Source organism: Mesorhizobium terrae (genome assembly GCF_008727715.1).
Lineage (GTDB): Bacteria > Pseudomonadota > Alphaproteobacteria > Rhizobiales > Rhizobiaceae > Mesorhizobium > Mesorhizobium terrae.
In genome coordinates, this window is sequence record NZ_CP044218.1 from 1,795,885 (window position 1) to 1,821,991 (window position 26,107).

Consider the following 26,107-nt stretch of genomic DNA (forward strand, 5'->3'; position numbering starts at 1 on the left):
GCCGTCCCCGCCCGCGCGATAGAAGGCATGATGATCAGTTTCCAGCGCTCCCCCGACTTCCAACCCACCGAACGCCTGCGGCTCAACACGCTGATCAGGCTGCGCTGGCTGGCCATCGTCGGCCAGAGCATCACCGTGCTGGTCGTCGCCTATGCGCTGAATTTTCCGCTGCCGGTCAGCTATTGCTTCACGCTGATCGCCTGCTCGGCCTGGATGAACCTGTTCCTGGCCTTCCGCTACCCGGCGGCGCACCGGCTGACACCGCCCGCCGCGTTCGGCATCCTGGTCTTCGACGGGTTCCAGCTCACCGGCCTGCTCTACCTCACCGGCGGCCTGACCAACCCGTTCGCGCTCCTGCTCACCGTCCCGGTCGTCATCTCCGCCACCTCGCTGCCGCTCAAGCTCACCGCCCTGCTCAGCGTGCTGGTGATGGCGGCGGCAACCTTGCTGGTCTTCATCCACGAACCGCTGCCCTGGCATGAAAACAGCACGCTGGTCATGCCCTTCGTCTATGTCGCCGGCGTCTGGGTGGCGGTGGTGTGTTCCATCGCCTTCACCGCCATCTACGCTTTCCGCGTCGCTAAAGAAGCCCGCCAGCTCGCCAACGCGCTTGCCGCCACTGAACTGGTGCTGCAGCGCGAACAGCACCTTTCGGCGCTGGATGGGCTGGCGGCCGCAGCCGCCCACGAACTCGGCACGCCGCTCGCCACCATCACTCTGGTCGCGCGCGAGCTGCAGAAGACGCTGGGCAAGGATCCTAAATACGGTGAGGACGTCTCGCTGCTGCGCACGCAGAGCGAACGCTGCCGCGAGATTCTCAAACGCCTGACCAGCCTTTCCTCCGAGGGCGAACCGCAGCTGGCGCAATTGCCGCTGACCTCGCTGGTCGAGGAAGTGGTTGCCCCGCATCGCGACTTCGGCATCACCATCACGCTGCACCCCGGCGAATGCATCGGCCCCGAACCGGTCGGCCGGCGCAATCCCGGCGTGATCTACGGGCTCGGCAATCTGGTCGAGAACGCCGTCGATTTCGCCCGCTCTTCGATCACCGTGCGCTGGGCCTGGAACGATCAGCGCGTGGCGGTGTCGATCACTGACGACGGGCCGGGCTTCCCGCCCGAGATCATCGACCGGATCGGCGAGCCCTATATGTCGACCAGGCAGGGCGCGGAGCGCGGCGGCGGGCTGGGTCTCGGCCTGTTCATCGCCAAGACGCTGATCGAACGCTCGGGCGCGGTCATCGATTTCCGCAACTCGGGTGGTCCCGGCGAGGGCGCGCTGGTCAGCATCGACTGGCCGCGCGAGGTGTTCGTCAACGCCGAGACCATGATTCCGATCGGTTTCGATGCGGCGGAATAGCGCAGAAACGCCACAAATCGTGGCGAAAACCTGCTCAAAATTGGACAATTCGGGCGCAATCGCTATATCTGGGCCAAAAGCCAAGAAGAAGGACAAAACAGATCATGAGCGTTGAAGATGCCCATGGCGGCATGGTGACGGGCGACGACATATCCCTGCTGATCGTCGAGGACGACAAGCCGTTTCTCACCCGTCTCGCCCGCGCCATGGAAGGCCGCGGTTTCCAGGTCGATACCGCCGAAAGCGTCGAGGAAGCCCTCGTCAAGGCACGCGCGCATCCACCGGCCTATGCGGTGGTGGACATGCGGCTCGGCGACGGCAGCGGGCTCGACGTAGTCGCAGCCATCCGGGAAAAGCGGGCCGACGCGCGCGCCATCATCCTGACCGGCTACGGCAACATCGCCACGGCGGTGACGGCGGTGAAGCTCGGCGCAGTCGACTATCTGTCGAAACCCGCCGATGCCGACGACATCTTCGCGGCCCTGACCCGTAGCGGCAGCGAGCGCGCCGCCCCGCCCGAGAACCCGATGTCGGCGGATCGCGTGCGCTGGGAACACATCCAGCGTGTCTATGAAATGTGCGAGCGCAACGTCTCGGAAACCGCCCGGCGGCTCAACATGCACCGCCGCACGCTGCAGCGCATCCTGGCCAAGCGCGCGCCGCGCTGATCGGCCGGAAAAACACGCGAAAACCGGACTTTATGGTCGCAGCCTGCCCGGCCTTGCTTGCCGGGCGCGGCCGCGTTCGGCATGATCGCCCCTGAACGGCAACGATGGCAGGAGCAGACATGGCGAATGACAACCGGCGATCGGTTTCGGTCTTCCGCGAGTTTCTCGATGGCGAAGCCGCCGGCGGCATCATCCTCATCGCGGCTGCCGCGCTTGCGTTGATCGTCGCCAATTCGCCGCTGGCCGAAACCTATTTCGCCGCGCTGCACGCCTATCTCGGTCCGCTCAGCCTGCTGCACTGGATCAACGATGCGCTGATGGCCGTCTTCTTCCTACTCGTCGGGCTGGAGATCAAACGCGAGGTGCTTGACGGGCAGCTCTCCACCTGGCCGCGCCGCATGCTGCCGGGCATCGCGGCGGCCGGCGGCATGGCGGTGCCGGCTCTGGTCTATGTCGCCATCAACCGCGACAACGCCGCCGCCCTTCCCGGCTGGGCGATCCCGACCGCCACCGACATCGCCTTCGCGCTCGGCGTGTTGTCGCTACTCGGCAACCGCGTGCCGGCGTCGCTGAAGGTATTCCTGACCGCACTCGCCATCATCGATGACCTTGGCGCGGTCGTCATCATCGCGCTGTTCTATACGAGCGGCCTGTCGTTCATTTATCTCGCGGCGGCGCTGGCCGTCATTGTCGTCCTTGTCGTGCTCAACCGCATGGGCGTGCTGTCGCTGATACCCTATCTGGTGCTCGGCGTCGTGCTGTGGGTCCTGGTGCTGAAATCGGGCGTGCATGCGACGCTGGCAGGCGTGGCACTGGCGCTGACCATCCCGCTCAAGGCGACACCCGGCATTGCCCACGATCTGGAGCATTCGCCGCTGCACCAGCTGGAACACGCGCTGCACCGCTTCGTGCCGCTGATCATCATCCCCATTTTCGGCTTCGCCAATGCCGGCGTCTCATTGGCTGGCCTGACACCGGCCGCGCTGGTCGAACCGCTGACGCTCGGCGTCGCGGCGGGGCTTGTCCTCGGCAAGCTGGTGGGGGTGCTCGGCGCGTCGGCCTTGGCCATCAAGCTCGGCCTCGCCGATCTGCCGATGCGCGCCGGCTGGATGCACATGACCGGCATTGCGCTGCTATGCGGCATCGGCTTCACGATGAGCCTGTTCATCGGCCTGCTCGCCTTCGCCAACAGTCCCGAGCTGCAGGATGCGGTCAAGGTCGGCATCCTGGCCGGCTCGCTGATCGCGGCACTTGGCGGCGCGGCGCTGCTGATGGCCGCGCCCAGCGTCGCCGATCACGGCGAGGACGAATAAACCAGGTCCGAATGAAAAAGGCCGGGGTGTCCTATTGGAAACGCCGGCCTTTTGTTTTGAAATCGGTTCGTGCGGCGACCACCCGCACGGGCAGGCCGCCATGATCCTCAGGCTGGAGCGGTCTCCAGAAGCACGGCGACCAGCATGCCGGCGGCCATCAGCGCCAGGATCACCTTTTTCATCATGTTCATGCGAATCTCCTTTTTGCCGTCCCTAAGTGGGGCCTGCGGCGCCGCTCGTCCAGAGGTACCGGCGCCACAGCCTAGAGTTTCAAGCAACTCAGCCTAAAGTTTCAAGCCGCGCAGCCTGAGCGAGTTGGCGATGACCGACACCGAGGAAAGGCTCATGGCGGCGGCGGCCAGCATCGGCGACAGCAGCGCACCGAACACCGGATAGAGCACGCCCGCCGCCACCGGCACGCCAGCGACATTGTAGAGGAAGGCGAAGAACAGGTTCTGGCGGATGTTGGACAAAGTCGCCTTGGCCAGCCGCCGCGCCCTGACGATGCCGGTCAGATCGCCCTTCACCAGCGTGATGCCGGCGCTTTCCATCGCCACGTCGGCGCCGGTGCCCATGGCGATGCCGACATCGGCGACGGCAAGCGCCGGAGCATCGTTGACGCCGTCGCCGGCCATGGCGACGACGCCGCCACGGCCGCGCAATTCCTCGATCAGCGCGCTCTTGTGCTCCGGCAGAAGGTTTGCCCGCACCTGGTCGATGCCGAGCCGCTTGGCAATGGCCTTGGCGGTGCGTTCATTGTCGCCGGTGGCCATGACGACGGTGATGTTTTCGTCATGGAGAGCGCGGATCGCCTCGGCCGCCGTGGCCTTGATCGGATCGGCGACGGCGACGAGACCGGCCAGCTTGCCGTCAACCGCCACATACATCGCGGTCTTGCCGTCGTTCTGGAGCGAGCCGGCACGATCGGCGAGAGCGGCGGCATCAAGGCCGAGCCCAGCCATCATGGCGGGGTTGCCGAGCGCCACCTTGCGACCGGCCACCGTGCCGGAGACACCCTTACCGGTGACGGCCTCGAAGTCGCCGGCATCCACCACTTTCAGCCCACGCTCCTCGGCGCCATCAACGATGGCTTCGGCCAACGGATGCTCCGACCCTTTCTCCAGGGCGGCAGCCAGCGCCAGCAGCTCGTTTTCGTCGATGCCGCCGGTGGCGATCACGTCGGTCAGCTTCGGCTTGCCCTCGGTCAGCGTGCCGGTCTTGTCGACCACCAGCGTGTTGACGGCGGCGAAGCGTTCGAGCGCCGCCGCGTCCTTCACCAGCACGCCGGCATGCGCGCCGCGCCCGGTGGCGGTCATGATCGACATCGGCGTGGCCAGCCCCAGCGCACACGGACAGGCGATGATCAGCACCGACACTGCGGCGACGGTGGCGAACACCAGGCTGGGCTGCGGCCCGAACACCGCCCAGGCGATGAAGGCGAGGATGGCGATCAGCACCACCGTCGGCACGAAATAGAAAGAGACGCGGTCGGCAAGGCTCTGGATCGGAGCACGGCTGCGCTGCGCCTTGGCGACCAGGTCGACGATGCGCGCCAGCGTCGTCTCCGAGCCGACCTTCTCGGCATACATGATGAGCGTACCGTTCTTGTTGAGCGTACCGCCGGTGAGCGCATCGCCCTCGACCTTTTCGACCGGCACCGGTTCGCCGGTGATCATCGATTCGTCGATGGAGGAGCGACCTTCGAGCACGATGCCGTCCACCGGCACCGCTTCGCCCGGCCGCACGCGCAGCTTGTCGCCAGCCTTGACCTGATCGAGCGGCACGTCGTTCTCGGAACCGTCGTCGCCGATCAATCGCGCGGTCTTGGGCGCGAGGTCAAGCAAGGCGCGGATCGCTGAGCCGGTCTTTTCACGGGCGCGCAGTTCCAGCACCTGGCCAAGGAAGACCAGCGCGATGATGACGGCCGCCGCCTCGAAATAGACCGGCACGGCGTCACCATGACCGCGGAACTCGTGCGGGAACACGTTGGGGAACAGCGTGGCGAAGACGCTGAAGAGATAGGCGGCACCGACGCCGAGCGAAATCAGCGTCCACATGTTGGGGCTGCGGTTGACGACGGAAGCCCAGCCGCGCTCGAAGAAGGGCAGCGCCGCCCACAGCACGACCGGCGTGGCGAGCACCAGCTCGACCCAGACGGCGGCGCGCTCGCCCAGCCATTCGCGCAGGAATGGCAGGCCGATCATCGGTCCCATGGTGATGACAAGCAGCGGTACGGACAGGACGGCGCTGATCCAGAACCGCCGGGTGAAATCGATCAGCTCCGGGTTCGGTCCATCCTCGCCGGTCGGCACCAGCGGTTCCAGCGCCATGCCGCAGATCGGGCAGGAGCCCGGCTTGTCGCGGATGATCTCGGGATGCATCGGGCAGGTGTATTGCGTGCCCTTGGGCAAGGGTGCCGGCGCCGGGCGATCGCCCAGATAGGCCTTGGGATCAGCCTCGAATTTCTTCTGGCAGCTTTCCGAACAGAAGTAATATTTCTCGCCCTCGTGGCGCAGGAAATGCTTGGCGCTGGCGCGATCCACATCCATGCCGCAGACCGGGTCCTTGGCGGTCAGGAACAGCTCCGGATGCGCCTCGAACTTGCCGCGACAACCCTCGGAACAGAAATGGAAGAGGCGGCCGCCATGCTCGAAGGTCGACTTGCCGGCAACGGGATTGACCTCCATGCCGCAGACCGGATCGCGCACGACAGCTGCACCGGCCAGCTTGGCGCCATGGCCGGAACAGCAGGAACCATCCTTGGCGTGCGCGTGGTGGCTATGATCGTGGTGTGTCTGCGTCATCAAAGAATCCCTCGTATTTCCAGCTTTTGACCGCAGATAGGGCTTCCAGCAACTGGAAGGTCAAGCGCTTATTCCTGCGCCTGCCCAGGTCGCGCCGTCCCCATACCCATAGCCGTCAAAACAGGCTATAGACGCCGCCGGAAAGGCGCTAGCTGAGACGAATGGCGAAGATTCCCCTCAAGCTCGACGAGATCATCGACGGCAAGACGCTGCGCGAGGAATTGTCGGCGCTGACCGCCGAAACCAATGGCGACGGCTCCAGCGCGTCGACGCGCGCCGCCGTGCTGCTTGTCCTTAAGGAGCGCATCGCCAGCGGGCGCAAGATCGCCGAAAAGATGCTGATGCAGGATGGCGGCGGCATCGCCTGCGCCGAGCGGCTGTCGCATCTGATGGATGAGATCATCGCCGCGCTCTACGATTTCGCCGTCACCCATGTCTATCGCGCCAAGAACCCGTCCGCGGCCGAGCGCATGGCGATCGTCGCCGTCGGCGGTTATGGCCGCGGCACGCTGGCGCCGGGCTCCGACATCGATCTCCTGTTCCTCCTGCCCTACAAGCAGACGCCCTGGGGCGAGCAGATCGTCGAATACATGCTCTACATGCTGTGGGACATGGGGCTGAAGGTCGGCCACGCCACCCGCAACATCGAGGAATGCCTGCGGCTGTCGCGCTCCGACATGACGATCCGCACCGCCGTTCTGGAAGCGCGCTTCGTCTGGGGCGAAAAAGCGCTTTGCGACGAGCTGATCACCCGCTTCGACCGCGAAGTGGTGCGCAATACCGGCGCCGAATATGCACAGGCCAAGCTTGCCGAGCGCGACGAACGGCATCGCAAGGGTGGTGAAAGCCGCTATCTGGTCGAGCCCAACATCAAGGACGGCAAGGGCGGCCTGCGCGATCTGCAGACCTTGTTCTGGATCGGCAAATATTTCTACCGTGAGCGTACCGTGGAAGAACTGGTCGCGCAGGGTGTGTTCACGCGCGACGAGTTCAACCAGTTCCAGAAGGCCGAGGATTTCCTGTGGGCGGTGCGCTGCCACATGCATTTCCTGACCGGCAAGGCCGAGGAGCGGCTGCATTTCGACATCCAGCGCGATATCGCCGACCGGCTCGGCTACAAGAGCCATCCCGGCCTGTCGGCGGTCGAGCGTTTCATGAAGCACTATTTCCTGGTCGCCAAGGATGTCGGCGACCTCACCCGTATCTTCTGCGCGGCGCTTGAGGAAGAGCAGGCCAGCCACGTCTCGGGTTTCAACCGGCTGTTCCTCACCTTCTCGCGCCGCCGCCGCAAGCTGGCCGGCACCGCCGATTTCATCATCGACAACGACCGCATCAACATCGCCGACAACAAGGTGTTCGACCGCGATCCGGTCAACCTTCTGCGCCTGTTCTGGTTCGCCGACCGCCACGGACTGGAATACCATCCAGATGCGCTGAAGCTGGTGACGCGCTCGCTCAAGCTGGTCGACCGCAATCTGCGCCGCGACCGCGAGGCCAACCGGCTGTTCATGGACATACTGACTTCGGACAACAAGCCCGAGCTCAATCTGCGTCGCATGAACGAGGCGGGTCTGCTCGGGCGGCTGATCCCCGATTTCGGCAAGATCGTCGCCATGATGCAGTTCAACATGTACCACCACTATACGGTGGACGAGCATCTGCTGCGCTGCATCGACGTGCTGTCGGAAATCGAGCAGGGCGGCGGCGAGAAGATCCACCCGCTGTCGCACAAGCTGATCGGCGAACTGAAGAACCAGCGCGAGGCGCTTTACGTCGCCGTGCTTTTGCACGACATCGCCAAGGGCCGGCCGGAGGACCATTCCGAGGCCGGCGCCAAGATCGCCCGGCGCATCTGCCCGCATATGGGACTTTCGGCCATCGACACCGAAACCGTCGCCTGGCTGGTGGAGAACCATCTGGTCATGTCGATGACCGCGCAGACGCGCGACCTGAACGACCGCAAGACGATCGAGGATTTCGCCGATGTCGTGCAGTCGGTGGAGCGGCTGAAAATGCTGCTCATCCTCACCGTCTGCGATATTCGTGGCGTCGGGCCAGGCGTCTGGAACGGCTGGAAGGGCCAGCTTCTGCGCACGCTCTATTATGAGACCGAGCTGCTTTTGACCGGCGGCTTCTCCGAGGTCTCGCGTGCCGACCGCACGGCGGCGGCGCGGGACCGGCTGGAAGAGGCGCTGGCAGGCTGGCCGCAGGACGAGCGCAAGCGCCTCGTCGGCCTGCATTATGAGAACTACCTGCTCGCCGTCGACCTCAAGGATCAGCTGCGCCACGCCGAATTCGTGCGCGAAGCCGATGCCGCCGGCAAAAAGCTCGCCACCATGGTCAAGACGCACGAATTCGAGGCGGTGACCGAGATTACCGTGCTGGCGCAGGACCATCCGCGCCTGCTCTCGGTCATTGCCGGCGCTTGCGCGGCAGCGGGCGGCAACATCGTCGACGCGCAGATCTTCACCACCTCGGACGGCCGCGCGCTGGACACGATCCTGATCGCACGCGAGTTCGACCGCGACGAGGACGAGCGCCGGCGCGGCGAGCGCGTCGGCAAGCTGATCGAGGACGTTCTGTCCGGCCGCTCCTGGCTGCCCGAAATGATCGAGAAGCGCGCCAAGCCGAAGCGCGGCGCCAAGGCCTTCCGCATCCAGCCGCGCGCCGAGATCCGCAACGCGCTGTCCAATCGCTTCTCGGTGATCGAGGTGGAAGGGCTGGATCGGCCCGGCTTGCTTTCCGAAATCACCGGCACGTTGTCGGACCTGTCGCTCGATATCGCCTCGGCCCACATCACCACCTTCGGCGAGAAGGTGATCGACACTTTCTACGTCACCGACCTGACCAACCAGAAGATCGAAAACCAGAGCCGCCTGAAAACCATTCGCGAGCGGCTGATCGCAACGCTGGACGGCTCGCAGGCCGCCCGCGGCAAGACCAAGGCCGCGGCGGAATAGCGCCACGCATCCCATGCCCCATCGCCCCTTCACCCGTGCTCCGCACAGGAATACCGCATGAGCCTCGTCAAGAAATTCGCCACCGTCGCTTCGGGCACGCTGATGAGCCGCGCGCTCGGCTTCACGCGCGAGATGTTCATGGCCGCCGCCCTCGGTACCGGTCCGATCGCCGACGCCTTCAACGCCGCCTTCCAGTTGCCCAACACCTTCCGCCGGCTGTTCGCCGAGGGTGCGTTCAACGCTGCCTTCGTGCCGCTGTTCTCCAAGGAGATCGAGGCCAATGGCGTCGAGGGCGCCAAGCGCTTTTCCGAGGAAGTGTTCGGCGTGCTGTTCTCAGTGCTGCTGGTGCTGACCATCGCCATGGAACTGGCGATGCCGCTGATCGTGCGTTACCTGGTGGCACCCGGCTTCGCCGACATCCCCGGCAAGTTCGACATGACGGTGCGGCTGGCAACCGTCATGTTCCCCTACCTCATCTGCATGTCGCTCGGCGCCATGATGGCCGGCATGCTGAATTCGCTGCGCCGCTACTTCGCCGCCGCCGTCGCGCCGGTGTTCCTCAACATCATCCTGATCGCGGTGCTCGCCTATGCCTGGTACAAGGGCAAGGACGCGTATTATGTCGGCTATGGGCTCGCCTGGGGCGTGCTGGCGGCGGGCCTGGTGCAGCTTGCCATCGTGTGGATTGCCGTGCGCCACGCCGGCATCTCGATCGGTTTCCGCTGGCCGCACATGACACCCAACGTCAAGCGGCTGCTGTGGCTGGCACTGCCGGCGGCAATCACCGGCGGCATCACCCAGATCAACCAGCTGATCGGCACGGCGATCGCGTCGGGCCAGAACAGCGCTGTCTCCTCGCTCGCCTATGCCGACCGCATCTACCAATTGCCGCTCGGCGTCGTCGGCGTGGCGGTGGCGATCGTGCTTTTGCCGGAACTGTCGCGCGCGCTGAAATCCGGCAACATGGTGGAGGCCGCCAACCTGCAGAACCGCTCGGTCGAGTTCACGCTGTTCATGACGCTGCCGGCGGCGGTGGCGCTGCTGGTCATGTCGGAACCGATCGTGCGACTGCTCTACGAGCGCGGCGCCTTCGCCGCCAACAATTCGACGCCGACGGTCGCCGCCATCCTGGCGATCTTCGGTCTCGGCCTGCCGGCCTTCGTGCTGATCAAGGCCTTCACACCAGGTTATTTCGCGCGCGAGGACACGCGCACGCCGATGATCTTCGCGGCGATCTCGGTGGTCGCCAATGTCGCCATCGCGCTCACTTTGTTTCCGTCCATGGGCGCGCCCGGCATCGCGGTGGCTTCGGCCGTCGCCGGCTGGCTGAATGCGATCATGCTGCTTGCCGTGCTCGTCCGGCGCGGCCATTGGGGCCGCGACGTGCCGCTGCTCAAACGCATTCCGCGTCTCGTGCTGGCGGCGGCATTGATGGGAGCCGCGCTCTATTTCGGCGAGCACTGGTTCACGGTGCAATTGTCGTCGGCGGCACATCTGACGACCAAGGCGGTGACTCTGGTCGGCCTGTCGGCAGCAGGCGCTGTGATCTATTTCGTGATCGCCTTCGCCATTGGCGGCGCCGATTTCGGCATGATCCGCCGCAACATCAAGCGCGGCAACGCCAAGGGTTCGCCGGCGCCCGTCGATACGGAATAGCGAGCGACCGGCCTTGGCGCCGAAGCCGGACCACCGGCTTCGGCTCTCCAGTTCCAATCTCTCCGATCACGGAGCAGAGACGGCAATTCTACCCTTCATATTCGGGTGGAAACGGCAGAAATAATCGAGGGTGCCAGCCTTCTCCAGAACGATGCTTCCCGACTTCGCGACGGGCAGCATCACTTCCCATTCTCCCGTCACCGTCGCGGTATGAGCGAACGCGTCCTTGTTCACCCATTGGACGGTGTCTCCGACACTGGCGCCGATTTCAGCGGGAGAGAACGCCATCTTTTCGACCGTAACCGTTATCGTCTTGGCGTGAGCCGACAATGTGCCCAAGCCGAGCGCCAGCACCAAAGGAGGCAGGAGGCGACGTTGCGCGCACATGGCCGATCCTATTTCAGCTCGGACGCAACCATCTCGGCATGTTTTTCATGGCCCTGGAATATCTTGAGCCCGGTTTCCAGCAGGCTCTTGAGTTCCGCATTTTGTGCCGACGGAATGAGCAGCGTCTCCAGCGCGCCGTTGACCTGCTTGTGATAGGCGACTTCGTTGGCAACATAAGCCTTGTCGAAAGCGTCACCGTCGAGCTTTTCAAGCTTGGTCTTCTCGGCAGCAGCCGCTTCGGTCAGCGCCTTGCTCGTTGCATTGTCTTGCGGCGTCACCTTGAGCTTCTTGACGAGGTCGAGCGCCTGTACGTTCACGGCCTCGTGATCACGTACCATGTCATTGGCAAAACCCACGACATCCTTGTTCTTGGATTTGGAAATGGCCAGTTTGGCCATATCCACGTCAAGCGCCCCAGCGGTATACGCGATATGGGCGATCTGCGGGTCGGTTGGCTTGTCCGCTGCCTGAGCAGCTCCAGCCGTGCCAAGCATCAAGGCGGCGACGAACGCCATATGCAATCTCGTGGTCATCGGATGAACTCCTGTTTTCGTGCTCGCAATAGCGAGCACTTCGGTTCGACATCCATTGGATGAACCACGTTGCGAAACGTTCCCGCGATCTCTTGCGAAAATCGTCAGCCGGAAAAACCGAGCCGTTTCATCACCGCTTCGGTCATGCGCTCGCAACGCGTGCCGGCGAAGGGAAATGCCTCGAGCAGCACCGGACCAATCTGCGCGTCGAGCCGCTCGCGCAACAGCTTGCGAGCGCGGTGCAGACGGGTTTTGACGGTTTGGGGCCTTATGTCGAGCAATTCGGCCGTCTCTTCCACGCTCAGGCCTTCTATGACGCGCGCGACGAAAACCATCCGAAACGTTTCGGGAAGACTGTCGGTGGCCTGTTCGACAAACCGCAGGATCTCTCGCTGAGCCATGTTCCGTTCCGGGTCGCCTAAACCTGCATTCAAGGGAAAGGGAATGATCCGGGCCGCCCCGGCATCCTCGACAGGCAATGACACTGTTTCGGCGCGCCGGGTCTTACGCAGGCGGCCAAGCGCCTCGTTGATGACGATCCGCGATAGCCAGGTTGCCAGGGAGGAGTCGCCCCGGAAACCGGCGAGATTGGCAAACGCACGCAGATAGGCTTCCTGAACGGCGTCCTCGGCTTCCGCGTCGTTGCGCAGGATCGAACGCGCAAGCCGATAGAGCCGCTGGTTGTACCGTGTCATGATGGCGCGGAAGGCCGCAGCCTCACGCGCCAGCGCCCCGCGCACAAGATCGATGTCGCTCGCAGTGCTGAGAGGTATCAACGCTGATCTGACCGGCTGCATCGAAACCTCCTCCATTTGGAAGTCAGATGGCGAAACGACGATAAGGTTCCCGCCGTGCGAAAAAAATTGCAATGCCCGTGGCTTTTGATCGGTGGCGGGTGAGTTGAACTCTTCAGTGGACGCGATGTGAGTTCCGGTTTGCTGCTTTCTTAACGAAGCAAGGATAAAGTCGCGCGAAACCATTTTCGGCAGATGGCCTTTGCGCTGGAGCCTTCGCCATGCAGCCAACCAGCCATCGCCTCTATTATGTTGACGCCCTGCGCGTTTCGGCCTTCGGCCTGCTCATTCTCTACCATTCGTCGGCTGCCTTCCTCTACGATCTGGACTGGCTGTTCAACAGTCCTGAAAAGAGCCAGACCCTGTCCCTGGTCACGCTGTTTCCCCGCGCCTGGCGGCTGGCGCTGCTGTTCTTCGTCTCCGGCATGGGCACTTGGTTCGCCTTCCGCTCGCAGACGACGTTCGACTTCCTGAAGGGCCGTTTCCTCAGGCTATTCCTGCCGCTGATCTTCGCCATGTGCGTGATCATCGTGCCGCAGGTCTGGTACGAGCGCCTGTCCGACGGCCGCTTCCAAGGCTCGCTGCTGGAGTTCTGGGTGCTGCGCTACTTCACCGAAGGCAAGTATCCCACCGGCAATTTCTCCTGGGCGCATATGTGGTTCGTCGCCTATCTCCTGGTGATGACGGTGATCTGCACGCCGATCTTCCGACTGTTCACCCTCCCCTCGACGCGCCGGCTGTCCGACTGGTTCGAACGCACGGCCCGCTCACCGGCCATCTACCTGTTCGTGCTTCTGCCGCTGGCGCTGCACCTGATCTTCCTGCCGTTCTTCCCGCGCGAAACCAATGTGCTCTACAATGACGGCGCCTGGTTCGCGGTGTGGGCAAGCTGGTTCGGCCTCGGCTTTCTCGTCGCCAAACATCATCAGGCGGTGGTGCCCGCCATCATCGCCCGGCGTTGGTGGAGCCTTGCCATCGCCGCGGCTTTGACCATCTGGCTTTACCGGTTTTCCTGGGTGACCAAGGCGGCCAGCATCGGCGGCGAAACCGGCGGCATGTCGATGGCGCTCTACAAGACGCTGACCTTCTCGCTGGCCTGGACGGTGATCCTGGCCGCAGTCGGATTCGCGGCGCTGCACGCCAACCGCAAGAGCCCCGTCCTGAGTTGGCTGAACGCCAAGATCTTCCCGCTCTACATCGTCCACCAGACCTTCGTCATCATGGCGCTGTATTATGTTCTGCCGCTCGATCTCTCGCTGTGGAGTAAGCTTGCGCTGGTGGTGGCAATCACCACCTTCTGGTCGCTGCTTACCGCAGTGATCGCCGACCTTCTGCCTTCGCCCTTCCGCATGCTGGTCGGCCTGCCCGATCGTCGCAAGGTTCGCGCCCCCGACCAGAGCATGGCGGCCGCCGGCGGCTAACCAGTCCAGTTCACGACCTTCTTACCGCCCGGCAACCGTTGTTTCGGCCCCGCCCTTCACGGCGAGGCTTGATCGACGCCCCGGCGTCGTCCATAACGCGCCGTCCGAAATTTCGCCGCGCGCGAAACGGCCCTCCACAAGCCAAGGAAACCAACATGACCGCCTCCGCCTTCAAGCCGCTCATCTTTTCCGGCGTCCAGCCGACCGGCAATCTCCACCTCGGCAACTATCTCGGCGCGATCAGGAAATTCGTCGCCCTGCAGGAAACGATGGATTGCATCTATTGCGTCGTCGACCTGCATTCGCTGACCGCCCAGCTCGTCCATGAAGACCTCAAGGACCAGACCCGGCAGATCACCGCCGCCTTCCTCGCCGCCGGCATCGACCCCGACAAACACATCGTCTTCAACCAGAGCCGGGTGATGCAGCACGCCGAGCTTGCCTGGATATTCAACTGCGTGGCGCGCATCGGCTGGATGAACCGCATGACGCAGTTCAAGGACAAGGCCGGCAAGGACCGCGAGAATGCATCGCTCGGCCTGCTCGCCTATCCGAGCCTGATGGCGGCCGACATCCTGGTCTACCGCGCCACCCATGTGCCGGTGGGCGACGACCAGAAGCAGCATCTGGAACTGACCCGCGACATCGCCCAGAAGTTCAACAACGACTTCTCCCACCGCATCGCCGAACTCGGCGTCGGCGTGGAAATCCAGATGGGCGACGAGACGGTGAACGGCTTCTTCCCGTTGACCGAACCGGTCATCGGCGGGCCGGCGGCGCGCATCATGAGCCTGCGCGACGGCTCCAAGAAGATGTCGAAATCCGATCCGTCGGACCTGTCGCGCATCAACCTGACCGACGACGCCGACACGATCTCGAAGAAGATCAAGAAGGCGAAGACCGACCCGGAGGCTTTGCCCTCCGAGATCGCCGGCCTGGCCAGCCGGCCGGAAGCGGAAAACCTCGTCGGCATCTATGCCGGCCTCGCCGACACCAGCAAGGAAGCCGTGCTGAAGGAATATGGCGGCCAGCAATTCTCGGTGTTCAAGCCGGCATTGGCCGACCTCGCCGTCGAGAAGATGGCGCCCATTGCCGGCGAAATGCGCCGCCTGATGGCCGATCCCGGCCATATTGACGGTGTGCTGCGCAATGGCGGCGAGCGCGCCGGCGTGCTGGCCGAGGCCAATATGAAGACCGTGCGCGACATTATCGGCCTGCTGCAGGGCTGAGCCGGTCGTCATTCCAACCCAGAGGCGGCCGTTCGCGGCCGCTTTTCCTTTTTGGCACAAGCCGTATCAGCAGGCTGCCAGCCCTGTGGAGTTTCGACCCTGGCCGGATGGCGGGGGGCGCTTGCAAGGCACCCCACCCGAATGGCAGATTGCGGCCGAAACCACCGAACAGGATCCATATGGTCTCCAAACGCCTGAGCCGGGAAGCCGGCCACCGCCGCAAGTTCCTGGCGATCATCGACGACACGCCCGAATGCGAGCGTGCCGTGGCCTATGCCTCGAAGCGCGCGCAAAGCACGGGCGGCGTGGTGGTAATGCTCTATGTCATCGAGCCGGACGACTTTCAGCATTGGCTGGGCGTTGAAAAGATCATGCGCGAGGAGGCCAACGCTACCGCGCGCTCGGCGCTCGACGTCCAGGCCGGCAAGGTGCGCCAGAAGGTCGGCATCGAACCCGAGCTGGTGATCCGCGAAGGCAAGCGCGCCGACGAGATCCACAAGCTGATCGAGGAAGACCAGGACATCGCCATCCTGGTGCTGGCCGCCGGCGCCGGCAAGGAAGGTCCAGGCCCGCTGGTTGCCTCGATCGCCGGCAAGGGCGCCGCCTTTCCGATCCCCGTCACCGTCGTTCCGCAGAACTTGTCGGACGAGGACATCGAAAGCCTGGCCTGAGCTTCCTATATCTCTAGGAACGGTCCCGCCGCTTTTGCTTGAACGGCCGGCGAATTGGGCCTATTTAGAATTATTCCAAACTAATGCCCGCCAAGGGCACGGAGACGGCCATGTTCATCCAGACCGAGTCGACCCCCAATCCGGCGACGCTGAAGTTCCTGCCCGGCAAGGAAGTGCTCAGGGACGGCACCGCCGATTTCCGTGACGCCGACGCCGCGCGCGAGGCTTCGCCGCTGGCCGGCCGGCTGTTCGACATTCCCGGCGTCAATGGCGTGTTCTTCGGCTACGACTTCATCACCATCACCAAGGACGGCCCCGACTGGCAGCACCTGAAGCCGGCGATCCTCGGCGCCATCATGGAACATTTCATGTCCGGCCAGCCGGTCATGGCGGCCGAAGGCAAGGGGGCCGGTGCCCATCACGACGACGGCAAGGAATTCTATGACCAGGCCGACGAGGAAATCGTCGTCACCATCAAGGAATTGCTCGATACGCGCGTGCGCCCGGCCGTGGCGCAGGACGGCGGCGACATCACCTTCCGTGGCTACGAGAAGGGCACCGTCTTCCTGCACATGAAGGGCGCCTGCGCCGGCTGCCCGTCGTCCACCGCCACGCTGAAGCACGGCATCCAGAACCTGCTGCGCCACTTCGTGCCGGAAGTGGAGCATGTCGAGCAGATCGCTTAAGCACCCGTATCCTTTTGGTTCAAAAACCCCGAGATAACATCTCGGGGTTTTTCTTTGGGGCGGGATGCGATCTTCGCTAGAAAACAAAAAACCGGGCGACAAGGCCCGGTTTTCTGTTTGGGACGTCCGTGTTGCCTAGACGGTCCGCATACGAAACGCATTTGAGGTCCTGTCCGGCTTCGGACAGGAGCCAAATCACATCACGATCACCTTGGCGCCCACTTCGGCGCGGCTGTAGAGGTCGATGATGTCCTGGTTCATCAGCCGGATGCAGCCCGACGACATCGCCTTGCCGATCGACCACCATTCCGGCGTGCCGTGCAGCCGGTAGCCGGAATCGCCACCCTTGTTGAACAGATAGAGAGCGCGGGCGCCGAGCGGGTTCTTCAGGCCCGGGTCCATGCCGTTGCGGTATTGCGCGAGTTCCGGCTGGCGCTTGATCATCTGCGACGGCGGCGTCCAGGTCGGCCATTCACGCTTCAGCGCGACATGGGCGGAACCGCTCCATTCGAAGCCCTCGCGGCCAACACCGATGCCGTAACGCACGGCCTCGCCTTCCGGCAGCACGAAATAGAGGAACTTGTTGCCGGTATCGACGATGATCGTGCCCGGCTTTTCCTTGGTGTCGTAGCTGACGATCTGGCGATGGAACTGGCGCGGCACCTTTTCGATCGGGATGCGCGGCAGCTGATAGCCAGCGTCGCTGACCCCGCCATAATCATTGGTGAACAGCCGCATCTGGCCGATGGTGCTACAACCGGCGAGCGAGGCGGCAAGTGCCGCGACAATAATGGCAGACTTCAAGCGCATGAACCGTTCCCAGCCCCCGGTCCCGTGTTTTTCGGTGCGATTCGACCAAATCGTTAACGCATTCATGCTGGCATTTCTTTTGCTTGCCAAGCAGCCGATGCTTATATGAAAGCAAGTGCTTGCCGGTAAGGCGCCGGCTATGGCATTTCGGCAACATATGCCGCGAGATTGTTGAGTAAAATCAAGAAAAGCAGTCCGAAAAACCCTTCGGGACGGACCGCACGAGGGCAAGACCATGAATATCGGCGACGCCGCCCGCCGTTCCGGCCTGCCGGCCAAGACCATTCGCTATTATGAAGAGATCGGGCTGATTTCGCCTGAACGCTCCGGCAACAGCTATCGCGACTATTCCAATGACGACGTGCATCGCCTCGCCTTCCTGAAACGGGCGCGCAATCTCGGCTTTTCCATCGACGACTGCCGCCAGCTGATGGCGCTCTACAGGGATCGCGGCCGCGCCAGCCAGGACGTGCGGGCGATCGCCTCCGCCCATGTCGCGGCGATCGAGGAAAAGGTGCGCGAGCTGCAATCCATGCGCATGACGCTGAACAAGCTCATCCACGCCTGCCATGGCGACGAGCGCCCGAACTGCCCGATCCTCGAAGAGATGGCAGGCGAAGCCGAGACGGTGGGCTGAGCAGGGTTCAAACCGTGAACAGAATCGGGCATGATGGGTTATGCCCATCATCTCGCCGGTATCGCAAAATCCCCTGATCGACGGTCGCCAGTCGGAGCGCGCCATGCTGGTGCGGCGCGGCGTGCAAAGGCTGTTGTCGGAAATGGGTGCGCATGTGCTGCCGGAATTGTCGCTGGCCACCGGGCGGCGGGCCGATCTCGTCGCGCTCACCCGCCAGGGCGACATCTGGATCATCGAGATCAAATCCTCGATCGAAGACTTTCGCGTCGACCGCAAATGGCCGGACTACCGGCTGCATTGCGACCGCTTTTTCTTTGCCACCCATCCCGGCGTGCCGGCCGACATCTTTCCGGAGGAATGCGGCTTCATCCTCTCCGACGGCTATGGCGCCGAGATGCTGCGCGACGCGCCGGAGCACCGCATGGCAGCCGCAACCCGCAAGGCGCTGATGCTGAGAATCGCACGCGCCGGCGCGGCGCGCTTGCTCGCCGCCGAACTTGCCGGCGTGTCGGTTCCGGCGCTGGACGGCGAAAGCGAGTAGCGGCGAGACCCGCTCCCGCAAGGGCATGTGGATCGACGCGGCATTCCGGTCCCGGCGATCATCTCCAACGTTTCCTGAAGCCGCAGCTGGCCCAATCGGCCAACTCTTGACGTCCGGCCTCTTTCGTAACATATAAAGTTGCATGAAAAGAGACAGTCGACTTTCAGGCGTCCTGCACGTCCTTTTGCACATGGCCGAGGAAGCCCGTCCGATGACATCGGAAGAGCTTTCCAGGACATTGAGCACCAACCCCGTCGTGATCCGGCGCATCATGGCCGGCCTGCGCGACATGGGCATCGTGCGCTCCGAGCGTGGTCATGGCGGCGGCTGGACGATCAGCCGCGACCTCGCCACGGTGTCGCTGCGCGACGTCTATTCAGCACTTGGCGAGCCGATGGTGTTTGCGCTCGGCAACCGCATGGAGACGCCCGACTGTCTGGTGGAACAGGCGGTCAACGCCGCGCTCGACGACGCCTTCGATGCGGCGCAGGCGCTGCTGATAACGCGGCTCGGCGAAGTGACGCTGGCCGACCTTGCCGCCGATTTCCACGAACGCTGGAAACGGAACAAGACCAGAAAGGCCAATCCCCATGCAGCTTGAAGCCCCAAGGCCACTCCTCGCCCCGAAACAGCTCGACGCCGTCGTTATCGGCGGCTCCTATGCCGGCCTTTCGGCCGCCATGCAGATTGCCCGCGGGCGCCGCGCGGTCGCCGTCATCGACGCCGGCAGGCCGCGCAACCGGTTTGCCGCGGCCTCGCACGGCTTCTTCGGCCAGGATGGGGTCGCGCCAGCCGCGATGATCGCCGCCGCCCGCGAAAAACTCGCCGCCTATCCCAATGTCCGCCTGGTCGCCGACGAGACGGTCGATGCTAGCGGCCAGGACGGCGCCTTCACCGTGGAACTGGCCTCGGGCTCGACGCTCAAGGCTTCCAAGCTGGTGCTGGCGACCGGCGTGGCCGACACACTGCCCGATATGCCAGGGCTGGCCGAGCGCTGGGGCGTCAGTGTGCTGCATTGCCCCTATTGTCACGGCTACGAATTCGGCGGCGCGCCGCTCGGCGTGTTGGCAACCTCGCCGCATTGCGTGGAAAAGGCGCTGATGATTTCCGAATGGGGCCCCACCACGCTGCTGCTCAACGGCCAGCCGATGCCGCATGAAGGCATGCTGGCGAAGCTTGCCTGGCGCGGCGTCACCGTGGAGCAGGCACCCGTGCAGGCCCTTGAAGGCGAAGGGCAGGCGCTCGACGCGGTGATGCTTGCGGACGGCCGGCGCCTTGCCCTGACCGCGCTCTATCTGACACCGCGCATGGCGATGGCGAGCCCGCTGGCCGAGCGGCTGGGCTGCGCTTTCGAGGATGGTCCTTTCGGCCGCATCATCGCGACGAATGCCATGAAGGCGACGAGCATCGCCGGCGTCTTTGCCGCGGGCGATGCCGCGCGCACCACGCACAACGCCACCTGGGCCTCGGCCGACGGTGTTACCGCCGGTGCCGCGCTGCATCGCAGCCTGATCTTCGAGGGTCTCGACGCGGCGTGAGCCCGAAGGCGACACCTCCCTAGCCGGCGACGCCGAGCCGCCGGCGGATCTGCATCATTGAGCGCGAAAACACCGCCGGATCGTCGAAAGCGCGCGCCAGGGTCAACGCGCCCTGGATCGCCGCGACGGCCTCTTCTGCCAGCAGCATCGCCTCCGCATGCTCGGCGCGGCGCAGCGCGCCGGCGAGATCCGCCACCCAGCGGGCAAAATAAGACTTTATTTCGGTAGCGAAACGATCACGCGCATCATCCAGCGCGAAGGCGCCGACCAGACAGATGCGGCGGCCGGAGTGGAAATAGGCATCCGTCGCGGAAAGCATGCGATCGATGCCTTCCTGCGGCCGTTCGGCTTCGCGCAGCGGCGTAAAGACATTGTTTTCGAACCAGCGGTCGATATGGGCGAGAACGGCTGTCGCCATCTCATCCTTGCCGCCCGGAAAGAAGTTGTAGAGGCTGCCCTTGCCCAAGCCTGTCGCCTCGGTAATCAGCGACAGGCTGGCGCCGGCATAACCATGTGCGCGAAACACCTCGGCGATCGCCACGACAAGATCGTTGCGACCGGGCGCGATCCTGCGCATCTAGAGACCGAGGTCGGACAGACCGGGATGGTCGTCCGGCCGGCGACCGAGCGGCCAATGGAACTTGCGCTCGGCCTCGGCGATCGGCATGTCGTTGATCGAGGCGACACGCCGGCGCATCAGCCCGGCCTCGTCGAATTCCCAGTTCTCGTTGCCGTAGGAGCGGAACCAATGGCCGCTGTCGTCGCGCCATTCATAGGCGAACCGCACGGCGATGCGGTTCCCACTCCAGGTCCACACTTCCTTGATCAGGCGATAGTCCAGTTCCCTGGCCCATTTGCGGGCGAGGAAGCCGGCGATCTCGCCACGGCCCTGGATGAACTCGGAGCGGTTTCGCCAGACGCTGTCCTCGGTATAGGCGAGCGACACCTTCTCGGGATCGCGGCTGTTCCAGGCATCCTCGGCCATTCGCGCCTTCTGCGCGGCGGTCTCGGCGGTAAAGGGCGGCAGTGGCGAACGAGCCATTTTGATCTCCATCGGCATCGGGATGGAGAAATTGTACTGATCGGTACAATCGAGTCAAGACGCCCGCCTTCGGCCTTGCGCGCATCCTGTCTGGCGCTTTATCCGGCCGCGCGCCGCGACCGCGTCGCAGCCGGGATTTCGACGCCAAAGTCGAGACTGGCGGTCGCGCGGAAATGAACATCGAAGGGGCGGGGGCGCGCGATGCCGAAACCCTGCGCATAGTCGACGCCGATGGTGCGCAGCGCCACTGCAATCTCGCGGCTCTCGACGAACTCGGCGATGGTGCGCTTGCCGGTCACCTCGCCGATATGCTGGATCATCTCGACCATGGCGCGATCGATGCGGTCGGCCAGCATGTCCTTCACGAAACCGCCGTCGATCTTCAGATAGTCGACCGGCAGCGTCTTCAGATAGTTGAACGACGACATGCCGGCGCCGAAATCGTCCAGCGAGAAGCGGCAGCCATGCGCCCGCAGAGCCGTCATGAAATGCGTTGCGCGGTCGAGGTCGGCAATCGCGCTGGTCTCCGTAACCTCGAAACAGATCAGCGAGGGGGCAATGTCGGTGCGCTCGAACTGCTCCAGCACATAGTCGACAAAACTGTCGTCGCCGAAGGAAGCGCCCGACAGGTTGATGGCGCAGGTGGCGATCGCGCCGTCGGTGCCGGCCCGGTCCCGCAGCGCCAGCATCTCGAAGGCGGAACGCACCATCCAGCGGTCGACCAGCGGCATCAGGCCATAACGCTCGGCGGCCGGAATGAAGGCGCCGGGCGCGATCATGTTGCCGTCGGCGTCGGTTAGCCGCACCAAGAGCTCGACATGCGCGCCAGCCGGCGTGTCATCCTGCAATGGCACGATCTCCTGCGCATGAATGCAGAAGCGGTTCTGCTCCAGCGCCTCGCGCAGCCGCTGCACCCAGGCCATCTCGCCCATGCGCTGCTCCAGTTCGATATCGCCCACCTGCTGCAGCTGGATGCGGTTGCGGCCATTCTCCTTGGCCATGTAGCAAGCGACGTCGACGCTGCGCAGCGTCTCCTCAATCGTCATCGAGGCGTCGGTGAGCCCGACAACGCCAATGCTGACGCTGATGTTGAAGGCGCGGCCGTTCCACACGAAATGCAGCTCCTCCACCGCCTTGCGCAAGGTTTCCGCCGTGGTCGCGGCAAGCTCCGCCGGGCAGTTCTCCATCAGGATGCCGAACTCGTCGCCGCCCAGCCGGGCCAGCACGTCGCCCGGCCGCAATTGCTGGCGCAGCGCCGTCGAAACCTTGCGCAGTAATTCGTCGCCAGCAGCGTGGCCGCAGGTGTCGTTGACGATCTTGAACTGATCGAGGTCGAGATACATCAGCGCATGCGTCGCCGGACGCTTGGCGAGCCCCGCCAGCGAAGCGCCAAGCCGGGACTCGAACTCGCGCCGGTTGGCGAGCGAGGTCAGCGTGTCGTGCGTGGCGTGCCAGGACAGCTGCGCCAGGAATTCCTGCTCGGTCGTGCGGTCGTGGAAAACCAGCACCGCGCCGGCAACCCGCTGGTCGACATAAAGCGGCGCGGCGACCAGGGAGACGGCGATGCGCGACTGGTCCTGGCGCACAAGGCGCTGCGTCAGGCCATTGCCGTCGAAGGCTTCGCCGGCCAGAAGCCGCGCCAGATAGGCGCTATCCTCCTCGCCTGTCTCCTCGCTGGCCAGCCGGAACAGATCGTCGAGCGGCTTGCCCTTGGCATCCGCGCTTTGCAGCCCGAGCAGCCGCTCCGCTGCGCCGTTCATATAGTCGAGCCGGCCATCGGCGTCCGTCGCCACCACGGCCTGTCCGATCGAGGCCAGCGTCACCTGCGCGCGCTTGCGTTCGGCGTTCAACGCTTCCTGGACGGCGCGGCGCTGCCCGATCAGGTTGGAGGTGCGCCGGATGGCGAGCAGGATGAGGCCGAAGGCGACGACGACGTTGAGGGCGAGCAGCAGGGCGGTGATGTCGCGCGAGCCGCGCCCGAGCGACTGCGAGAAAGCCTGAGCCAACGGCGCGATCTGGTCGTTGATGCGGCCGATCGAACGGCGCCAGACGTCAAGCTTCGCCGGTGAGGCGCTGCCGGTGGTGAAGCCAACATTCATGGCCTCGCCCAGCGCCGCCAGTTCGAGGATCTTGGGATCGGCATCCGTCCAGCGCTGCACCGCATTGGCCAGATAAGGCACGCTGCGGAAATTGCGGAACAGCCAGATCAGGCCGTCGACATCGTCGGGATTGTTGCCGCCAAGCTGCAGCGCCCGCGCGGCGCCGTCATAGTCGAGAACCGGCTGCTCCATCAGCCGTCGCGCTTCGCGGTCGGCGAGCGGGATGGCGATGGCGTGGCGGAAACGTTCGAAATAATGCGGTTCGGCAGTGTTGGCGTAGAGCGTCAGGTAATAGATCGCGTCTTTCTGACCCTTCGTCCAGGCACTCTCGCCGGCCACATAGGCGCGTACCGCCGAGAGCGTGTAAAGACTGACGCCGGCGATGATGGTCTGGATCAGTACAACGACAATAAAAGGCCAGAGCAGCCCGAGAAGCTGAAATTTCGATCGTATGTTGCCTGGCTTCCTCACATGCCCTGCGAAACGAACTCGCTCCCTTTTAGCCAGTTCTTCTCCGCGTCCGCCCACGCGAATATTCGCAAGTGCTACAATAGTAAGCTTTAAGATTCCCTTCATGAGAGGGGGCTGTTTCCAACCATGCCCACGGCCGGTGGACGATCGTTGGAAAGCACCGCAATCCTAGCGGAACCGCAGGTTCCTCCGGCTCAGCTCGGCAACGGTGCCGCATCCCATCAGTTTCATGGCGCGCTCGATCTCGACACGCATCAGGTCCAGCGCCCGCTCGACGCCGGGTTGGCCGGCCGCCGCCAGCGGAAACAGATAATAGCGGCCAAGCCCCACCGCCTTCGCGCCGAGCGACAACGCCTTCAGCACATGGGTGCCGCGCTGCACGCCGCCGTCCATCATCACGTCTATCCTGTCGCCGACGGCGTCGACGATCTCGGCAAGCTGGTCGAAGGCGCTGCGCGAACCGTCGAGCTGGCGGCCGCCATGGTTGGAAAGCACGATGCCGGTGCAGCCTATGTCGACCGCCCGTCGCGCATCCTCGACCGACATGATGCCCTTCAGGCAGAATTGCCCGCCCCAGTGCCGTACCATTTCGGCGACGTCGTCCCACGACATGGACGGGTCCAGCATCTCGGTGAAATAGCGGCTGATCGACATGACGCCGCCGCCCATGTCGACATGGCTGTCGAGCTGCGGCAGACGGAAACGTTCATGGGTGAGATAGTTGATCGCCCAGGCGGGCTTGACCGCGAACTGGGCAATGCCGGCGAGGTTGAGCTTGAAAGGGATGGCGAAGCCGGTGCGCTTGTCGCGCTCGCGATTGCCGCCGGTGATGCTGTCCACCGTCAGCATCATCACCTCGACGCCGGCCTGCTTGGCGCGGGCCATCATCTCGCGATTGAGCCCACGGTCCTTGTGAAAGTAGAACTGATAGACCTGCGGTCCGCTGCTGATCTTGCGTGCTTCCTCGAGACTGACGGTGCCGAGCGAAGACACGCCAAACATCGTGCCGAACCGGCCCGCCGCCGCAGCCACGGCGCGCTCGCCCTGGTGGTGGAACAGGCGTTGCAGCGCCGTCGGCGAACAATAGACCGGCAGCGCCAGTTTCTGCCCCATCACGGTCACCGACAGGTCGACGTCGCCGACGCCGCGCAGCACGTTCGGCACCAGATCGCAATGCTCGAACGCCGCCGTATTGCGCTGGTAGGTAACCTCGTCGTCGGCCGCGCCGTCGATATAGTTGAAGATCGGGCCCGGCAGACGCTGCCTGGCCATGGCGCGGAAGTCGTGGAAGTTATGGCATTGGGCGAGACGCATGGGGCAACCTTGGCTTCGGCTTTCCCAGCTCGATAGCATATCGACGCGCGACGCGCCCATCCGCCCCCGGCAATCCTTGCAATGGCCGCCGCACGAATCGTCCCTGTTGGGCTCAAGCCGCCTGCGGACGCCAGGCGATCATGCCTTCCGTGCGCGCCCGAACCCGCGGCGAGGCCAGGCACGAAGCGACAGCTTCGAAGCCGGCAGCGCCCGAAAAGGCAGCCACCCGCATCGGCGGACTGTGATTGGCCGGACAAAACAGGATCGCCTCGCCGGGACCGACGGCGGCAAGGTCGAGGATCGCATCGGAGCGGGTCATCAGGAACAGCGGGCGCGCCTGCGGGCCACGGCGGCGCAGGCGCGCGATCAGAGCCTCCTGGGTGGCCTGATCCAGACCCTGCTCGACCATGTCGACAACCAGCGCGGCCGGGCGCTCGGCCTCCAGCGCAACCATCAGCGTAAGCAGCGCCGGCGAACGCGACGCGCCATCCGCGCACAGCCGGGCGATGGCTTCCTCCACCCGCGCGTCCAACGCGGCATCCTTCTCCAGCAGCGCTTTCGCGGCGGCTGCTCCATCGTCGCTCGATCGCTCCAGGCCGAGGAAAGCAGCGTCGGGAAGCGCTTTGGCCAGCGCCTCTGCAAAGCGCGTCTTGCCGCTGCCCAGCGGGCCGACGATGAAAGTCAGCGGTCGCGCGTCGCGAAGTTCGAACCGCTCGCCGTCCCAGGGCCAGGGCAAGTCGAAGGCGGCCACGATCTCGCCGGCGGGTCGCAACAACCTCGTCAGTTCACCGGCGCTGGGGACCTTGCCGCCGGCCAGCTCGCCGCGCAGGCCGCGCACCGTCTCGACGGTCCGGCCGAGCCGGTTGAGCTCGTCCTCAAGCACGGCCTGATGGGTTGCCAGCACCGGCTCCAGAGCGGAGGGGTCGCCATTCAGGATGCGCGCCACCTCGACCAGGCTGAGGCCCAGCCCGCGCAAGGCAACGATTTCGCCGGCGCGCGTCATTTCGACCGGTCCGTAGGCGCGCCAGCCGGCGCCGGTGCGCAAGGGCCTGATCAGACCGCGCCTTTCATAAAGGCGCAGCGCCTTGGCGGATACGCCGAGCCGCCGCGCGGCTTCGGCGGGATTGAGGACTTCTCCGGAAATGCTCACGAATCGATCTCCTGATTGCCGACC

General features: G+C 64.4%; 23 protein-coding genes. 13 read left to right on the top strand and 10 right to left on the bottom strand.

The window, feature by feature from the left end:
• The first annotated feature begins 30 nt into the window (after positions 1-30).
• From FZF13_RS09815 to nhaA, 3 genes are all read left to right on the top strand, one after another.
• A complete protein-coding gene (locus tag FZF13_RS09815) occupies positions 31-1,359 on the top strand; it encodes an ActS/PrrB/RegB family redox-sensitive histidine kinase (RefSeq protein ID WP_024923344.1) in 1,329 nt (442 codons plus the stop codon).
• Between the two features lie 104 nt (positions 1,360-1,463).
• The gene (locus FZF13_RS09820; RefSeq protein ID WP_024923343.1) at positions 1,464-2,027 is read left to right on the top strand and encodes an ActR/PrrA/RegA family redox response regulator transcription factor; all 564 of its coding nucleotides are present in this window, start codon (positions 1,464-1,466) and stop codon (positions 2,025-2,027) included.
• A 119-nt stretch (positions 2,028-2,146) separates the two neighbouring features.
• Positions 2,147-3,340: a Na+/H+ antiporter NhaA gene (gene nhaA, locus FZF13_RS09825; protein WP_024923342.1), complete on the top strand. Its 1,194-nt coding sequence runs from the start codon at positions 2,147-2,149 to the stop codon at positions 3,338-3,340.
• Positions 3,341-3,624: 284 nt separating this feature from the next.
• On the opposite strand, the gene FZF13_RS09830 is transcribed toward nhaA, so the two are convergent.
• Positions 3,625-6,144, bottom strand: coding sequence for a heavy metal translocating P-type ATPase (locus FZF13_RS09830; protein ID WP_024923341.1), 2,520 nt, complete (start codon positions 6,142-6,144; stop codon positions 3,625-3,627).
• A gap of 161 nt (positions 6,145-6,305) precedes the next feature.
• Between FZF13_RS09830 and FZF13_RS09835 the strand changes: the two genes are divergently transcribed.
• Both FZF13_RS09835 and murJ read left to right on the top strand, forming a co-directional pair.
• The gene (locus FZF13_RS09835; protein WP_024923340.1) at positions 6,306-9,104 is read left to right on the top strand and encodes a [protein-PII] uridylyltransferase; all 2,799 of its coding nucleotides are present in this window, start codon (positions 6,306-6,308) and stop codon (positions 9,102-9,104) included.
• 57 nt (positions 9,105-9,161) lie between these two features.
• Positions 9,162-10,760 (top strand): murein biosynthesis integral membrane protein MurJ, encoded by a 1,599-nt coding sequence (gene murJ / locus FZF13_RS09840; RefSeq protein ID WP_024923339.1) that lies wholly within the window; start codon positions 9,162-9,164, stop codon positions 10,758-10,760.
• Positions 10,761-10,826: 66 nt separating this feature from the next.
• On the opposite strand, the gene FZF13_RS09845 is transcribed toward murJ, so the two are convergent.
• From FZF13_RS09845 to FZF13_RS09855, 3 genes are all read right to left on the bottom strand, one after another.
• A complete protein-coding gene (locus tag FZF13_RS09845) occupies positions 10,827-11,147 on the bottom strand; it encodes a cupredoxin domain-containing protein (RefSeq protein WP_024923338.1) in 321 nt (106 codons plus the stop codon).
• A gap of 8 nt (positions 11,148-11,155) precedes the next feature.
• Positions 11,156-11,680, bottom strand: a complete 525-nt coding sequence (locus FZF13_RS09850) for a DUF4142 domain-containing protein (protein WP_024923337.1) — start codon at positions 11,678-11,680, stop codon at positions 11,156-11,158.
• Between the two features lie 104 nt (positions 11,681-11,784).
• Positions 11,785-12,477: an RNA polymerase sigma factor gene (locus FZF13_RS09855; RefSeq protein WP_024923336.1), complete on the bottom strand. Its 693-nt coding sequence runs from the start codon at positions 12,475-12,477 to the stop codon at positions 11,785-11,787.
• Positions 12,478-12,695: 218 nt separating this feature from the next.
• Between FZF13_RS09855 and FZF13_RS09860 the strand changes: the two genes are divergently transcribed.
• The 4 genes from FZF13_RS09860 to FZF13_RS09875 all read left to right on the top strand — a co-directional run bounded on the left by FZF13_RS09860 (position 12,696) and on the right by FZF13_RS09875 (position 16,481).
• Positions 12,696-13,895, top strand: a complete 1,200-nt coding sequence (locus FZF13_RS09860) for an acyltransferase family protein (RefSeq protein WP_024923335.1) — start codon at positions 12,696-12,698, stop codon at positions 13,893-13,895.
• A 155-nt stretch (positions 13,896-14,050) separates the two neighbouring features.
• Entirely contained in the window at positions 14,051-15,124 is a 1,074-nt protein-coding gene (gene trpS / locus FZF13_RS09865; protein WP_024923334.1) for a tryptophan--tRNA ligase, read from the top strand.
• Positions 15,125-15,303: 179 nt separating this feature from the next.
• On the top strand, positions 15,304-15,795 hold the full coding sequence (locus tag FZF13_RS09870; RefSeq protein ID WP_024923333.1) for a universal stress protein: 492 nt from the start codon (positions 15,304-15,306) through the stop codon (positions 15,793-15,795).
• Positions 15,796-15,905: 110 nt separating this feature from the next.
• Positions 15,906-16,481: a NifU family protein gene (locus FZF13_RS09875; RefSeq protein ID WP_024923332.1), complete on the top strand. Its 576-nt coding sequence runs from the start codon at positions 15,906-15,908 to the stop codon at positions 16,479-16,481.
• A gap of 195 nt (positions 16,482-16,676) precedes the next feature.
• Here the strand turns inward: FZF13_RS09875 and FZF13_RS09880 are convergent, their stop codons facing one another.
• The gene (locus tag FZF13_RS09880) at positions 16,677-17,291 is read right to left on the bottom strand and encodes a L,D-transpeptidase (RefSeq protein WP_024923331.1); all 615 of its coding nucleotides are present in this window, start codon (positions 17,289-17,291) and stop codon (positions 16,677-16,679) included.
• A 235-nt stretch (positions 17,292-17,526) separates the two neighbouring features.
• Here FZF13_RS09880 and cueR point away from each other — a divergent pair, with 235 nt between their 5' ends.
• From cueR to FZF13_RS09900, 4 genes are all read left to right on the top strand, one after another.
• Positions 17,527-17,928 carry a Cu(I)-responsive transcriptional regulator gene (gene cueR / locus FZF13_RS09885; protein ID WP_024923330.1) on the top strand — a complete coding sequence of 134 codons (402 nt, stop codon included), beginning with the start codon at positions 17,527-17,529 and terminating at the stop codon, positions 17,926-17,928.
• Between the two features lie 40 nt (positions 17,929-17,968).
• Positions 17,969-18,469 (top strand): MmcB family DNA repair protein, encoded by a 501-nt coding sequence (locus tag FZF13_RS09890; RefSeq protein ID WP_024923329.1) that lies wholly within the window; start codon positions 17,969-17,971, stop codon positions 18,467-18,469.
• Positions 18,470-18,611: 142 nt separating this feature from the next.
• The gene (locus FZF13_RS09895; protein WP_024923328.1) at positions 18,612-19,070 is read left to right on the top strand and encodes an Rrf2 family transcriptional regulator; all 459 of its coding nucleotides are present in this window, start codon (positions 18,612-18,614) and stop codon (positions 19,068-19,070) included.
• The gene (locus tag FZF13_RS09900) at positions 19,060-20,007 is read left to right on the top strand and encodes an NAD(P)/FAD-dependent oxidoreductase (RefSeq protein WP_024923327.1); all 948 of its coding nucleotides are present in this window, start codon (positions 19,060-19,062) and stop codon (positions 20,005-20,007) included. The genes FZF13_RS09895 and FZF13_RS09900 overlap by 11 nt, the downstream gene beginning before the upstream one ends.
• Before the next feature lie 19 nt (positions 20,008-20,026).
• Here FZF13_RS09900 and FZF13_RS09905 read toward each other — a convergent pair whose 3' ends face one another.
• The 5 genes from FZF13_RS09905 to FZF13_RS09925 form a co-directional block, all read right to left on the bottom strand.
• Complete coding sequence (locus FZF13_RS09905) at positions 20,027-20,584, bottom strand: TetR/AcrR family transcriptional regulator (RefSeq protein ID WP_024923326.1); 558 nt, start codon at positions 20,582-20,584, stop codon at positions 20,027-20,029.
• On the bottom strand, positions 20,585-21,049 hold the full coding sequence (locus FZF13_RS09910; RefSeq protein WP_024923325.1) for a nuclear transport factor 2 family protein: 465 nt from the start codon (positions 21,047-21,049) through the stop codon (positions 20,585-20,587).
• 98 nt (positions 21,050-21,147) lie between these two features.
• The gene (locus FZF13_RS09915) at positions 21,148-23,619 is read right to left on the bottom strand and encodes an EAL domain-containing protein (protein ID WP_024923324.1); all 2,472 of its coding nucleotides are present in this window, start codon (positions 23,617-23,619) and stop codon (positions 21,148-21,150) included.
• A gap of 168 nt (positions 23,620-23,787) precedes the next feature.
• On the bottom strand, positions 23,788-24,933 hold the full coding sequence (locus FZF13_RS09920) for an alpha-hydroxy acid oxidase (protein ID WP_024923323.1): 1,146 nt from the start codon (positions 24,931-24,933) through the stop codon (positions 23,788-23,790).
• A 112-nt stretch (positions 24,934-25,045) separates the two neighbouring features.
• Positions 25,046-26,083, bottom strand: coding sequence for a MerR family transcriptional regulator (locus FZF13_RS09925; RefSeq protein WP_024923322.1), 1,038 nt, complete (start codon positions 26,081-26,083; stop codon positions 25,046-25,048).
• Positions 26,084-26,107 lie beyond the last annotated feature (24 nt).